At 67.5% G+C, this 13797-nt stretch carries 13 protein-coding genes and 1 pseudogene; 4 read left to right on the plus strand and 10 right to left on the minus strand.

Annotated features, from left to right (window positions below; genetic code table 11):
• Nucleotides 1-24 precede the first annotated feature (24 nt).
• Both ACQY4K_RS07365 and ACQY4K_RS07370 read right to left on the minus strand, forming a co-directional pair.
• Nucleotides 25-1536 carry an ArnT family glycosyltransferase gene (locus tag ACQY4K_RS07365; protein ID WP_428394774.1) on the minus strand — a complete coding sequence of 504 codons (1512 nt, stop codon included), beginning with the start codon at nt 1534-1536 and terminating at the stop codon, nt 25-27.
• 35 nt (nt 1537-1571) lie between these two features.
• Nucleotides 1572-2057 carry an Lrp/AsnC family transcriptional regulator gene (locus tag ACQY4K_RS07370; RefSeq protein WP_428396015.1) on the minus strand — a complete coding sequence of 162 codons (486 nt, stop codon included), beginning with the start codon at nt 2055-2057 and terminating at the stop codon, nt 1572-1574.
• Nucleotides 2058-2204: 147 nt separating this feature from the next.
• Between ACQY4K_RS07370 and trxB the strand changes: the two genes are divergently transcribed.
• Nucleotides 2205-3188 (plus strand): thioredoxin-disulfide reductase, encoded by a 984-nt coding sequence (trxB, locus tag ACQY4K_RS07375; protein ID WP_428394776.1) that lies wholly within the window; start codon nt 2205-2207, stop codon nt 3186-3188.
• A gap of 63 nt (nt 3189-3251) precedes the next feature.
• Nucleotides 3252-4136, plus strand: coding sequence for a LysR family transcriptional regulator (locus tag ACQY4K_RS07380; protein ID WP_428396017.1), 885 nt, complete (start codon nt 3252-3254; stop codon nt 4134-4136).
• A 9-nt stretch (nt 4137-4145) separates the two neighbouring features.
• On the opposite strand, the gene ACQY4K_RS07385 is transcribed toward ACQY4K_RS07380, so the two are convergent.
• From ACQY4K_RS07385 to sppA, 6 genes and pseudogenes are all read right to left on the minus strand, one after another.
• Complete coding sequence (locus ACQY4K_RS07385; protein ID WP_428394778.1) at nt 4146-5615, minus strand: mannose-1-phosphate guanylyltransferase/mannose-6-phosphate isomerase; 1470 nt, start codon at nt 5613-5615, stop codon at nt 4146-4148.
• Between the two features lie 52 nt (nt 5616-5667).
• Nucleotides 5668-6681 (minus strand): hypothetical protein, encoded by a 1014-nt coding sequence (locus tag ACQY4K_RS07390; RefSeq protein WP_428394780.1) that lies wholly within the window; start codon nt 6679-6681, stop codon nt 5668-5670.
• Nucleotides 6682-6690: 9 nt separating this feature from the next.
• Nucleotides 6691-6936, minus strand: coding sequence for a hypothetical protein (locus tag ACQY4K_RS07395; RefSeq protein ID WP_428394782.1), 246 nt, complete (start codon nt 6934-6936; stop codon nt 6691-6693).
• 66 nt (nt 6937-7002) lie between these two features.
• The gene (locus tag ACQY4K_RS07400; protein WP_428394784.1) at nt 7003-7269 is read right to left on the minus strand and encodes a hypothetical protein; all 267 of its coding nucleotides are present in this window, start codon (nt 7267-7269) and stop codon (nt 7003-7005) included.
• 77 nt (nt 7270-7346) lie between these two features.
• Nucleotides 7347-7658: pseudogene (locus ACQY4K_RS07405) on the minus strand (integration host factor subunit beta); the annotation flags it as partial.
• 9 nt (nt 7659-7667) lie between these two features.
• Nucleotides 7668-8618, minus strand: a complete 951-nt coding sequence (gene sppA, locus ACQY4K_RS07410; RefSeq protein WP_428394786.1) for a signal peptide peptidase SppA — start codon at nt 8616-8618, stop codon at nt 7668-7670.
• A 115-nt stretch (nt 8619-8733) separates the two neighbouring features.
• On the opposite strand from sppA, the gene ACQY4K_RS07415 reads away from it, so the two are divergent.
• Complete coding sequence (locus tag ACQY4K_RS07415) at nt 8734-10167, plus strand: aldehyde dehydrogenase family protein (protein ID WP_428394787.1); 1434 nt, start codon at nt 8734-8736, stop codon at nt 10165-10167.
• Here the strand turns inward: ACQY4K_RS07415 and ACQY4K_RS07420 are convergent.
• Nucleotides 10154-11656 carry a hypothetical protein gene (locus ACQY4K_RS07420; protein WP_428394789.1) on the minus strand — a complete coding sequence of 501 codons (1503 nt, stop codon included), beginning with the start codon at nt 11654-11656 and terminating at the stop codon, nt 10154-10156. The genes ACQY4K_RS07415 and ACQY4K_RS07420 overlap by 14 nt on opposite strands.
• Nucleotides 11657-11748: 92 nt before the next feature.
• Nucleotides 11749-13119, minus strand: coding sequence for a hypothetical protein (locus ACQY4K_RS07425; RefSeq protein ID WP_428394791.1), 1371 nt, complete (start codon nt 13117-13119; stop codon nt 11749-11751).
• Between the two features lie 285 nt (nt 13120-13404).
• Here ACQY4K_RS07425 and ACQY4K_RS07430 point away from each other — a divergent pair, with 285 nt between their 5' ends.
• A complete protein-coding gene (locus tag ACQY4K_RS07430; RefSeq protein WP_428394793.1) occupies nt 13405-13797 on the plus strand; it encodes a VOC family protein in 393 nt (130 codons plus the stop codon).

A 13797-nucleotide genomic window follows, 5' to 3' on the forward strand; every position in this document is an offset into this window, starting at 1 on the left:
TGACGCAGGCAAGTTAAACGACTGCTAACGCGTGGGCGTGGGGAGTCTCACAATTTCGTCACGGAGCTCCGCCGGCAGGCTCGAGCGGATGGTGACGGCATAGAGATGGTAGCGCTCCGCGAGCTCATCGCCCCGTCGTCGCTCGATGGTGCCGAGCAGATGCGTACCGGAGAACAGCGATGGATCAGGACCGCCTTTGCGCCGCTCGCTGCGCAACAGCAGGCCGCTTTCTCCGCCTGGCGTGGCGCTTGAGGAGTCGGGGTGCGGCATTGAGAAGAGGCGCCAGCGCGGTGCCGCGGCAAGCACCGCTTGATGCGGCAACGCGAAGGCGAGTTCGGCGGCGACGCCATAATCGTCGGCGATGACGAAGTCACCTGCCGGTGCGGCGCGACTGACGAGTTGCGTCGCCAATGTCTGCCAGCCGGCGAGGCGCGTCAGGGTAATGTCGAGCTTTCGCGGCAGCGGGAACGGAGCGGCGACAGATTGCAGATAGACGAGCGCCGTCAGCACGAAGCCGAGGCCGGCCGCCGGCTTGGTCCAGTGTGCCAAGGTCCAGCCGGCCAGTATCGGGCGCATGGACGCGGCGATCGCGCAGGCGGGATAGAGCAGCCCGGGCCAGTTCGCCTGCACGCGCGCGCCGAACGCGTGCTGGACGAACACCAGAACCGCCGGCAACGTCACCCAGACCAGCAGGGTCTCGCCCGCTGGGGCTTTGATCGGGTGGCGGGCCAGGCGCGCCATGCCGACGACGAAGAGGATGAAGATCAGCGGTGTGGCCAAGCCGGCCTGCCCACCGAGCAGTTCGCCGAGGTAGCCCGCGGCCTCAGCCGGGTGCCAGTTGCCCGTGCGTCCGCCCTGTTTGATAAAGCTGGCCCAGCCATGCGCCGCATTCCACCAGATCACCGGCGCAAACAGCGCGAGCGCGGCCAGGGCAGCCGCCCACGGCCAGGGGGTGCGCAGCCAATGCCGGGCGTCTCGGCTCGCGAGCAACCAGATTGCGAGGCCGGCGCCGGGCAGCACGGCGGTATATTTACTGTCCAGCGCCAGCCCCAGACAGACGCCCACGGCCAACCACCAGAGCCCGCGTCCGGTTGCGAGCAGCCGCCCCAGTGCAGCCAGGCACGCGGTCCAGAAGAACAACAGCGGCGTGTCGGGGGTGATGGTGACCGCGCCAACGCCGAGCAGCAGCGTGGCGTTGAGCAGGACGGACGCGGTGAGCGGCGCGTCCCATCCCAGCGAAGTCAGCCTGGCGGCGCCGCGCAGGTCGTTGCAGGCGGATGCCAGCAACAGCGTGCCGAGGCCGGCCGTGAGCGGTGAGAGGAGGCGCACGCCCAAACGGGTATCGCCGCAAAGCAGCGTCCCGAGCCGGATCCACAGCGCCGTCATCGGCGGATGGTCGAGATACCCGGGGGCGAGGGCATGCGACCAGGTCCAGTAGTAGGCCTCATCCGGCGAGAGCGGCGACAGCCCTGCGACGAGCAGACGCAACACGGTGAGGGCCGCGAGCATGGCCAGCCAGAACGACACGGCCGGCACGGACTTTCGGGTCAGCGCCCCAGTCAGCGCCCAGCTCAGCGCAGATCTATCGGGACGCCGGCGAGATCGCGACTGGTGCGGATTGTCTGCAGGGTCTGCACCCGGCTGACATGCGCGGCCTCGGTCAGGCGACGGGTGATCTGGTTCTCGTGCATCGCGTCGCGCGCCACCAGCCGCAGCAGGAAATCGCCGCCGCCGCGGATCATGTGGCACTCGCGCGCTTCCGGCCAGCCCGCCACCATCGCCTCGAAGCCGCTCAGCACCGCGTCGCGTTGGCTGTCCAGACCGATCAGGGCGAAGAACATGATCGACCAGCCGAGCAAATGCGGGTCGGTGTCGCCGTGGTAGCCTCGGATCACCCCGATCTCCTCGAGCCGACGCACGCGACGCAGACAGGGAGGTGCCGAGATGCCGGCGCGGCGCGCCAGCTCGACATTGGTGATGCGCCCGTCCTCCTGGAGTTCGACCACGATCCGCCGATCGATGGAGTCAAGCTCGGTCACCTTGGTCGCATCCTCCATCCCATGCGCCGGAGCATATAGGGCCGCGGCAGGAAAGCCGCAAAGCCGCGACGAAATGCGATCGTCGCCATGGCCCTGGTCGGCGCTTGCTTGCACCGTAGCAAATCCCCCCGATATCGTGCGGGTTCAGGAGTCCATATTCGAGCCATGACTGAAACGATTTCCACCGATATGCTGGTGATCGGCGCGGGACCTGCCGGCTACACGGCGGCGATCTACGCCGCCCGCGCCAATCTCCGGCCGGTCCTGGTTTCCGGCCTGCAGCCTGGCGGCCAGCTGATGATCACCACCGAGGTCGAGAACTATCCAGGCTTTGCCCAGGCGGTGCAGGGGCCCTGGTTGATGGAACAGATGGCGGGGCAGGCCGAGCATGTCGGCACCCGGATCATCCACGACCTGATCATGCAAGCCGACCTTGCGGCACCCCGGGCGCCGGGGGCGCCATTCCGGCTGGTCGGCGACTCCGGCGACATCTATCTGGCGCGTAGCGTGGTCATCGCCACCGGCGCGCAGGCTCGCTGGCTCGGGCTGCCGGCGGAAAAGCGGCTGCAGGGCTCGGGCGTCTCCGCCTGCGCCACCTGCGACGGGTTCTTCTATCGCGGCCGGCGCGTCGCCGTCGTTGGCGGCGGCAATACCGCGGTGGAGGAGGCGCTCTACCTCACCCATCATGCCGAGCACGTCACCCTGATCCATCGCCGCGACCGCCTGCGCGCCGAGAAGATCCTTCAGGACCGTCTGTTCGCTCACCCGAAGGTCTCGGTAACCTGGAACAATGTCGTCGAGGACATCCTGCAGGCTGGCGCGCCGCCCGTGGTCAGCGGTCTGGCACTGCGCGACCTTGCCACCGATGCCACCTCGACGCTGGCCGTCGACGGGCTGTTCGTCGCCATCGGCCATACGCCGAACACCTCGGTGTTCCGCGGACAGGTGGCACTCGACGACGAGGGCTATGTCCTGACCAGTCCGGGCACCACGCAGACCTCCGTGCCCGGTGTGTTTGCCGCGGGCGACGTCCAGGACAAGATCTTTCGTCAGGCGGTCACTGCCGCCGGCACCGGCTGCATGGCCGCACTCGAAGCCGAGAAATACCTGGCGGAGGCGCGCCCGGCCCAGGCTCTGGCCGCGGAATGACGCAGGCCCCTAATCCACCTCATCCCTCGAACGCGGATATCGCAGAATGAGCCTGGCATGAGCATGGATTGGGACAAGCTGCGAATCTTCCACGCGGTCGCCGAGGCTGGCAGCTTCACGCATGCCGGCGACGTGCTCAACCTAAGCCAGTCGGCAGTGTCCAGGCAGATCTCGGCACTCGAGGAGGCGTTGCAGGTGCCGCTGTTCCATCGCCATGCACGCGGGTTGATCCTGACCGAGCAGGGCGAGGCGATGAACCGCACCGTGCGCGAGGTGTTTGCCAAGCTCGCGATGACCGAGGCGCTGCTCACCGAGAGCAAGGAGAAGGCCGCCGGCCGGCTCAAGGTCACCACCACGACCGCCTTTGGTGGCGCCTGGCTCACGCCGCGGCTGCCCGCCTTCTTTGCCGCACACCCGGACATTATCATCGCCCTGATCCTGGAGGATGTGGACCTCGACCTGGGCATGCGCGAAGCCGATGTCGCGATCCGGATGCATCCGCCGCGACAGCCCGATCTGGTGCAGCGGCACCTCGCCGACATCCACATGCCGGCCTGCGCCTCGGCCGACTACCTGGCCGCTCACGGCACGCCGGCCAGCCCGGAAGAGCTCGACCAACACCGCCTGGTGCTGTTCGGGTCCTACCATCCGCCAGCCCCGGACATGGACTGGCTCGCCACCATCGGCAAGCCCGCCGGACAGCGGCGCACACCCACGCTGGAGGTCAACAATCTGGCGGCGATGGCGGATGCGGTCGCGGCCGGCCTGGGGATCGGCTCCCTGCCGCATTACATCGTCAACGAACGACCCAGCATCAGGAAGGTCCTGGCGCAGGTGAAGGTGCCGATCGTGGAGGCCTATTTCGTCTATCCGGAGGAGTTGCGCACGTCCAAGCGGGTCGCGGTGTTCCGCGATTTCCTGCTGAGCGAAATGCAGGCGCGCAACTGACGCCTGGTATCAAATGCGGCCGTAATCGTCCTCGATCCGGACGATATCGTCGTCCTCGAGATAGGCGCCGGACTGCACCTCGATCAGGGTGAGCGGGATACGCCCGGGATTGCAGACACGATGCTCGCAGCCGGGCGGCAAATAGATGCTTTCGTTCTCGCGCACCAGCACGTCGTCGCCGTCGCGGAGCACCAGTGCCACGCCGGCCACCACCACCCAGTGCTCGGCGCGGTGGTAGTGCTTTTGCAGCGAAACCTTGCCGCCCGGCGCGATCAGCACGCGGTTGACCTTGAACCGGTCGCCCTGGGTGAGACTCTCCTGAAAGCCCCACGGGCGATACACCCGGTTATGCGCCACCGCCTCGTGCCGACCGCAGGCACGCAGCCGGTCGACTAAGCGTTTGACATCCTGCGCGCGGTCGCGGTGCGTCACCATCACCGCGTCCTCGGTCACCACGACGATGGCGTCGGCAAGCCCGGTGACCGCGGTGACGATGCCGTCGCTGCGCACGTAGCAGTTCTGGGTGTGCTCAAGGAACACGTCGCCGACCGCCACGTTGCCGGCTTCGTCCTTGGCGCTGATATCCCACAAAGCGTCCCAGCTGCCGACATCGGACCAGCCGAGATCGGCCGGCACCACCGCGGCGCGGCTGGTATGCTCGGCGACGGCGTAGTCGATGCTGATGTCGGGTGCCGACATAAAGGCCGCGGTGTCCAGGCGGATGAAGTGCAGGTCGCTGGTGCGCGCTTCGACCGCGCGCCGCACTGCCGCCAGCACCGCCGGCGCATGCAGCTGCATCTCCTCCAACAGGGTCTCCGCGGTGAACACGTACATGCCGGAGTTCCACAGATGCCGACCGGAAGCGACGAGCTCGACCGCGCGATCGAGGTTGGGCTTCTCGACGAAGGCTTCCAGCGCATGCACGCCGGCCAAGCCCTCCAGCGGCGCCCCCGCCTCGATATACCCGTAGCCGGTTTCCGGCCGCATCGGCTTCATACCGAAGGTGACCAGCTTGCCGCTCAGGGCGGCGGCAATCGCGGCGGCGACCGCCTCGGAGAGTGCCGCCGGCTTGGTGATCGCCGCATCCGCGGCCATCATCCACAGCACCGATTGAGGATCCTGCTCGGCCACCAGCAGCGCCGCCGCGGCCAGGGCCGGAGCGGAGTTGCGCCCGGCGGGCTCGAGCACGATGCGGGCGTCCTCGATCCCCGCCTCGCGCAACTGCTCGGCGATCAGGAAGCGGTGCTCGTGGTTGCAGACGATAATCGGCGGCGCGAACCCCTCGCCGACGCCGCGCAGGGCGGTCTCCTGCAGCAGGCTGCGCTCGGAGGTCAGCGGCCAGAGCTGCTTGGGAAAGCTGGCCCGCGAGACCGGCCAAAGGCGGCTTCCCGAACCCCCCGAAAGGATCACGGGCACGATCGTCGCGGCCGTCGCCTGGGGACGCGCCACCTTTGCTTTCGTCTCGTCGAAATCCAGCATCGTGGCGTCCCACCCGTCGCGTCAGGCAGCAAGCATACCGATGCCGCCTGCGTCATGCCACAGATGCGGGCAGGCTTGACGCCCGCAATCCGAGCACCCACCCCTCCCAGTCGCGTATCCAGGGGTCGTCGGGCACGCCATCGAGTCGGCGTCCGTCAAGCACCGAAACCACGCAGAGCAGCCCGAGCAGGCTGTCGAAGCGGTCCTCGCCAGCGGTATCCGCGCCGAACCCGTCCAGCAGGGCGGCACGCAGAGAGGCGGAGGGGGTCATCGCGGCGTCGTCCATGGCGCGTCGCAGGCCGCCCGCGAGCCCCGCGCGGTCGCCCTGCCGCCGCTTGCTGCCGCGGCCAGCGGCCTTGGTCAGGCGCAGGCCGAGCTGATCGAGCGCCTCCGCCGGATAGGTCTCTGCCAGCAGCACGCCCGCAGCACCGGGTCGCGCCGCGAACGCTATCGCGAGCTGGGCCACATCGCCGTCGAACGGCCAGAGATAAAGGGCAGGATCGGGCTCGCGCAGCGCCGGCACAATGAGATCGCGCCAGGCGGCGATCGCGGCCTTGCCGGACTGGTTTGCGCCGAGGGTCCAGAACAGCGGCGCGCCCGGCGCCCGGGTTGGCGTGGCGCGATCGCAGACCCGTGACAGCGACGCGGCATCCGCAAGTCCAAGTGCTGCGGCGTGCGACGCGCGGGTCATGCCCAGCTTCCCATGCCGCGGAAAAAACGGCCGCGATCCGTTCACCTCGTCGAGGCGGCCGCAGACGTCGAACAGTGCGGGCCGGTTCTCAAGACCGGCAAGAAAATGCCGGAAGCCCAGGATATCGGTGCAGTGGCGACGCACGTAGGCGCGCGGCAGGCCCAGCGGGCAGTCGATGCCGAAGCCGACATGCCGCCCTGCCGCTCGCCGACGCAGTCGGCCGAGCAGCGAACCGGCTTCCCCAACCGGCTCCGGCGCGCCGGCGAGCCAGACGCCACCGCGCCAAGTGGCGACGGTCATCCATCGCTTGGCCGGGTGCAAACTCCAGTCGGCATGCACGGCCAAGCCGAAACCGAATGGGCCAGGCTCGCCCACGTGTGGTGATCAGAGCGGCTTATGCGCACGCTCCAGCAGGCGCCGCAGCAGCCCGGGTTTCGCCTGCGCCTTGACGCGAGCCTTGCGGGCGGAGTCGAGCTCCGACTGCGCGCGTTTCTGCTTGTCCGCCATCCAGCGCTCCAGGCTCACGCCCGCCTTGGCCGCCCGTCGGGCCTCGTAAGCCTGCTTGCCGGAAGCGAGGGAGGCAGCGGGCGTCGTCTTGACCGCGGGCGTGCTGGTCGATCTCCTGAACATGGCGCCTGCCCTTCCTTGCCGCGCGTGGTGTGTGCCGAACGCGTCGGTCCCGCAAGAGCGGAGACCTCAGCCGTGATGACGATGCGGCAGCTTCCAGCGACAGCCGGACCCCGCCCGCGAAAAGAACATCGCGCTGCGTACCGGTGCGTAGAACCTGCGGCCACCGTCGGCGCGCGCGACATGTCCCGGCGGCGCCGCTTCCGGCGCGAGAGCCTGTCCAAGGCTCGGTGATGTGGCACAGCGAAGCACCCGATCGCGCGCCACGGCTGGGTGCGCTATCGCGCATGCAGCGATCAGCAAAGCGACAGCCGCGGCACGGGGTCCCACACGCATCAGCCGATCCCCTCGTAGAGACAGAGACAATTAGGCGCTTTCTTGAACATAACAAGAACAAACTGCCGTGCGGGGTATTAGCCGCGGCGGTGCGGCGCGCGTTGGTTGACGCGCTCGCGCAGTTCTTTTCCGGCCTTGAAGAACGGCACCATCTTTTCGTCCACCGCGACGGCTTCGCCGGTACGCGGGTTGCGCCCGGTGCGGGCGTCGCGCTGCTTGACGGTAAAGGCGCCAAAGCCGCGCAGTTCGACCCGTGCACCACGTGCCAGGGCGGCGGTGATCTCATCGAAAACGGTCGAGACAATGAGCTCGATGTCGCGAGTCAGCAGATGCGGATTTGCCGAAGCGAGCTCTGCGATCAACTCCGACTTGGTCATCCTGCCCCCCCGAACAGGCCTTCAAGGCTGCCAGAGCGCCATCGGCACGTCAAGCACAAGTCCTTGCGGAATAAGGGTTTTCGCGTTCGGTATCGACATTATTCGGGAAAGCGCCGCAAATGCCGCGCCTTCGAACACGCCGCTCACCTGCCGCCGCCACCAGGAGCCGGGCGGCGGCGGCCTGAGGTCGCGTAGCGCCATCGCGTCCGGGATCCCCTTGGCCTTGGCGAGCCAGGCACGCGCGTCCTGCTCGTTGCCGATCTGATCGATCAGCCCGAGGCCAAGCGCCTGCTGGCCGGTATAGGGACGGCCGTCGGCGAGACCCAGCACACGGGCGCGGTCCAGCTTGCGGCCGCTCGCCACCATATCGACGAACTGGCCGTAGAGATCCATCACCACGCCCTGCAGCATGGCGCGACCGGCGGCAGACAGCGGCTTGACCACGCTGGGCTGGCCCTTGAGCGGACCGGAGACGAGTTCGTCGACATTGACGCCGATCTTGTCGAGCAGGCCGGACACGTCGGGCGATTGCAGGATCACCCCAATCGAGCCGGTGAGGGTGGCGCGGGAGGCAAAAATGCGCGCTGCCGGCACCGCGATCATGTAGCCGGCGGAAGCGGCGACACCGCCCATCACCGCGACCACCGGCTTGCTTGCGGCAAACCGGGCGATTGCGTCGTGCAGCGCCTCGCCGCCGGCAACCGAGCCGCCGGGGCTGTCGATCGCAAGGATCATCGCCTTGACCGCCGGATCCTTGCGTGCCGCCTCGATCGTGCGCAGCCGCGGCGCATCGTCGGTGATGATGCCGTCGATGCGCAGCCGCGCCACGTGCGGCCCAGCCGGGCCATGCAGGCGAACGCCCCCAGCCAGCAACAGGGCCGCGACAAAGGCCAGCACCGCCAGCCCGCGCCATAGCGCCAGACGACGCTTCAGGCGCCGACGATCCATGATCAGATCCGCATCAAGGCTCATCAGGCGACATCCACGCGAGGACAGGATACCAACGCTACGGCATAATTCGACGGCGGGAAATGACCAGGGTAGATCCATATGATGGACCGTATGGCATGAGCTTGGACGTCACCCCGTGACCGATAGCCTGCGGCAGAGCCTCGCCTCGCAGCGGCAAGCGGCCGCACGCGACCCCTATCCGCCCCTCGCCGCTCGCAGGGAAGCATTGGGTCGGCTGGAGACCCTGCTACGCGGCAATGTCGAAGCGTTGCATCAGGCTATCTGCGACGATTTCTGCAACCGGGCCCGGCCGGAGACCATCCTTGCCGAGATCATGCCGGTGCTCGACGCCATCGGCCATGCACGCGCGCGGATGCCACGCTGGATGCGGCCGCGTCGGCATCGTGTGGGGCCGCGCTTCTGGCCCGGCCAGGCCTGGACCGTGATCCAGCCGCTGGGCTGCATCGGCATCGTCTCGCCCTGGAACTACCCGCTGCTGCTCTCGCTGATGCCGATGGTGGACGCGCTCGCCGCCGGCAACCGGGTGATGCTTAAGCCCTCGGAGCACGCGCCACGGTGCGCTGACCTGCTCGCGGATCTGCTGTCGCAGCATTTCGCGCCGGAATCGGTCTGCGTGGTCACCGGCGACGCGGAGGTCGGCCGCGCCTTTTGCGCCCTGCCGTTCGACCATCTGCTGTTCACCGGCTCGACCGGCGTCGGCCGACACGTCATGCAGGCCGCCGCCGCCGGACTGGTCCCGGTGACGCTCGAACTCGGCGGCAAGTGTCCCGCGATCCTCTGCGCCGACGCGGTCTCCGACACCGCCACCCTGGCGCACACGGCGCACAGCCTGGCGGTCGGCAAGTTCTTTAACGCCGGCCAGACCTGCCTCGCCCCGGACTACGTGCTGGTGCCGCGCGCGCAGCTTGCGCAGACCGCGAGCGCCCTGATGCAGGCGGCCTCCACCCTCTACCCGACGCTTGCGGACAATCCCGACTACACCGGCATTATTACGGCGGCGCATTACGAGCGCCTGCGCGCCCTCGTGGCCGACGCCGAACCCACCAGCGCCTCGGTGCTCCGCCATGCCGAGGACCGCCCCGACCGCCAGGCGCAACTGGCCAGCCAGCGCAAGCTGCCGCCGATCATCCTGTGTGCGCCTGATCCGTGTTCGGAGGTGATGCGCGAGGAGATCTTCGGCCCGATCCTGCCGGTGCTCGGCTATGACTCGCTCGAGGAGGCGATCGCCTTCGTCAACGCGCGGCCATCGCCGCTCGCACTCTATTGCTACAGCGAGGACCCCGCCTTGCAGCGTCTGGTGCTGTCGCGCACCCGCTCCGGCGGGGCCACCCTGAATGGCACGCTGCTGCACGGTGGCATCCCGGCGCTGCCGTTCGGCGGCGTCGGCGCCAGCGGCACCGGCCTATATCACGGAGAGGCCGGTTTCCTGCGCTTCTCGCACCAGCGCGCGATCTACCGGCCGGGCCGGTTCAGCGGCTTCACCTGGCTGAGCCCGCCGCACGGCGTCCTGATGCGACGATCGCTGGCGCTGATGCTTAAGCAGCGCTGACGGGACGCACCGCCTCGAACGCGGCCAGCGCGTTGCGGCACAGCAGCAGCCAGGCTTCGGCATCGAAATCATTGGCGTTTTCGAGCGAGATGCGGCCGATATAGCCCTTGAGCAACCGCTCGCCGATCCATTCGACGTCACCGGCGGCATGGTCGGCATCCGCCTGGGTCACCCACAGCAGTCGGTTGACGGTACCGAAGCGGTTGAGGGCTGCGTGCAAGGCCAGAATCTCGTGTGGATCCTGCGTGACCACACGCTTATAGACCAGGATCTTCTCGCCATCCTCGAGGTCCTCGCGGAACTTGCGCTTGAGGTAGGACGCCTTGACCTCGTTCTCGCGGATCACCTCCTCGGCGGCGACCTCGTGCGGATAACGGAACGTGTGATAGGCGATGCCATAGACATGGTCGACGATCCAGTATTCGCCGCCAATGACGGCAACCCCGAGCGAGCCGGGATCGCCGAAACTGCCGAAATCATCCTCCAGGAAACGCAACAACCGGCGCGGATTACGCAGGCCCGCGAACCGCAGCAGGCCCACCGGTTCGGCGCCGAACTGCCGCTGCACCAGCCCGAACTCGCAATTATCACCGATATTCTCAAAGCGCAGCATGACGTCCCTCGCATCGAGCCCGGCCAACGGCACGATCCGCCCGCATTCGATCTTCAGCGCGGTCAGCATGAAGTCGCCGGAATGACGAAAGGCGATCTCGAAGCGCCTGCCGCCGACCCGCTCAGGCGGCAGCCAGAAGGCGAAGTCGGCGCCCTCGACCTGCCAATGCGGATGCAGCCGGATCATGCCCAGCGCGCCTCCATTGACCGCAATCTCGATCTGCACCGGCTGGCCGTCGGCAGGCGGATCGGCCGGCGCCAGCGCCAGAGTCAGGAGAATGCGCCCGGCCGGTGGCACCGGATCGGCTTGGGCGGTGCTGAGCCGGCCCACGGCGCGCGGTATGACCGACGCATCGACCGACCAGCCCTCGCCGAGCCGCAGCCGCTGTTCGCCGGGCCGGTAGCGCAGATGCATCTGTAGCTTGCTTGGCGCGGATAGCATCGCCAGCGACGGCGATGCTGCGGCGCCACGGAGGCCACCCGCGGCAAGGCCGATGATGTCGCCGCGGAGCTTGGCCTCGACGAATTGCAAACCGTCGCCGATCAGTCCGTCCGGACAGGCCAGCCCGCGCGTGAGCACACTCTCGCGCAGTCGCTGGCGTTGCTCGACAGTGAGGTCGGTGAGCTTGTCGCCAAGCCGCCGGCCGTCTGGGGCGACGAACCAGCTCGCCTTGGCGCCCTTCTCTTCAAGGGCAAGAACATACATGCCGGCCAGTCCATCATAAAGGAACACCGGCCGCCACTGGCCCTGGAAGCCGGTGATCGGGGTGCCGTCGATGTGTTTGAGCACGACTGCGCGCCGATCGCCGAGACGCGCATAATGCAGCCCGTCGCACTCGAAGACGGGGTCCGTTACCAGATGCTTGTAGGCGATCACGCGGCACTCCGTCCTGTCGTAACACTCCCCTGTGCAGCATAGGCGAGCCGGCGCGGGCGGGCTACCGCCTCGCAACCGGCGGTAGATGCAGCCTACCAGCGCAACCAGAGCAGCCGGTCATTGTCGAACACGAAGGTCATCGGCGTCGACGGCGTGATCGAGGTCGCCCCCCCCAGGATGGTGCCGCCGGGCGGCTGCGTGCCCAGGGTCAGGCTGGTGATGTTGCACTCCGAGGCGATGTGGAAGGTCTGCTTGGGCAGCGCGTTCGGCGGCAGGGTGACGGTCAGCGACGCCAGCGTGCCACTGCACACCAGGATGATGCCGGTGCTACCCTGTGGCGCCACCTGGACGCTGCCGCTGGTGGCGCCGACGGGAAAAGGCGAGCTGTCGACGATGCCGCCGACCGGGGTGATGGTGAACAACGCCCGCGCCGACGGGGTCGCTCCCTTCGGATTGACCGCTTGCAGGATCGCGGTGCTGTAGGTGCCGGAATAGTAGCTGCCGACGCTGTGGGTGCCCTGGTCGGCGGTAAACACGTTGGCCGAGGAGGTCGACAGCACGTCGTCATTGACGGCACTGACGCTCTGCATGCCGTAGAGCCAACCCTTGTTGTTGACGCCGGGGCCGACATAGAAGCCGACATTCATGTTCTGGTTGCCGTTATTGCCAAGCCAGACGCCAAAGCCGCCGGTGTTGAGCGAGAAGTTGGCGGCGTCGATCTCGATGCCGTGGATCAGGCCCGACGAGCCGGGCTCCGCCTCGACCACGAAGTTCGCGGCCCACGCCTGTCCGCCCGCCGCCTGGTGCGCGGTCAGATCGGCCGAAGCCGCGAGCGCGCTGAACTGCTGGGCGCCAGTGGCGGTGGTGAAGGTGACGGCGGAGCCGGCCGGCAAGTCGGCCAACGTCGGGCTGGAGAGAGTCAGCACGCTGTTTTGGCCGACCGTCGAGGCGGACACGATGGTCTCGCCGGCCGGCAGCGCCCCGAGCACCGAGGTGGCGAGCGTGCTCAGGGTTGGCACACTGTTCTCGCTGGCGTTCTGGCTGATGTTGCTCAGCGACGCATCGTTGGTGACAACCATCGTGGTGCTGCCGGCAGGGGTGTCGCCGGTGGTGGTCAAGGGTGGGCTGACATAGTCGGTCAGCGCCCCCTTCAGCCCGAAGATCGCAGCCGCGCCGCCGATGAAGGGAATGCTCGGGGTGTATTGCATGCAGACTCCGGACGGGCTGGTGAGCTGCCCGGTCTCGGGCGCCTGGCACGGCACCGTACCCTGGGTCTTGAACGCGCCGGTCGCGTCGTTGAGCAGAAACGGGGTGGTGACGTTGCTGAAGGTGCCGCCGCCGTTCTTGGTGAACACCGGCTGCGCCAATGCGGACCCAGCCAGCAGCGGAAGTGCGATCGCAGCCAGGGCCAAGGCCGCGCGCGCGCACGCGCTCGCAGCCGAACGCGGACGTGGTTTCCACATCGGGTTTTCTCTCCGGTATGATGTCATGACAGCAGGGGCGATCGTCGGCCGTGGCGTCGACGAGCAGGATCGATCAGGTGACAATAGCCACCCGACATCCCGATACTTTAGTTGCAGTATCGCATCAAGATAGCATGGCGCGGACCCACAGGTAAAGCGGCCATTCGACCGGAGTCTAGCCGCGCTGCTCGAAAGTTGCCATCCGGCTGAAATCGAGCAATTGGTTCAACTTGTCTTTCAAGACCGGAACGAGCCCGGGATCGCACCGAAGCGAAAGGAAAACGCATGCTCAATCACGTCATGGTCGGATCGAACGATATCGACTACTCGAAGCGCTTTTACGACGCGGTACTCGGGTCCCTCGGGGTGGGTGAGCCGATGCGCAATAAGGCGGACACCGGCCATATCCGGCTTTTCTACCGGCATGACGGTAGCACCTTCGGCGTCAGCCAACCGATCAACAACGAACCGGCGACATTTGCCAACGGCGGCACCATCGCCTTTAAGTGCGACTCTCCCGAGCAGGTGCATCGATTTCACGACATTGCAGTTGCGCACGGAGGCACCTCGATCGAGGACGCGCCAGGCTTGCGCAACAGTAGCCAGGGACCCCTATACTTGGCCTACGTCCGCGATCCGGACGGCAACAAGCTCTGCGCCATCCACTGGATCCGGTAG

The organism is Lichenicoccus sp. (assembly GCF_965276875.1).
Lineage (GTDB): Bacteria > Pseudomonadota > Alphaproteobacteria > Acetobacterales > Acetobacteraceae > Lichenicoccus.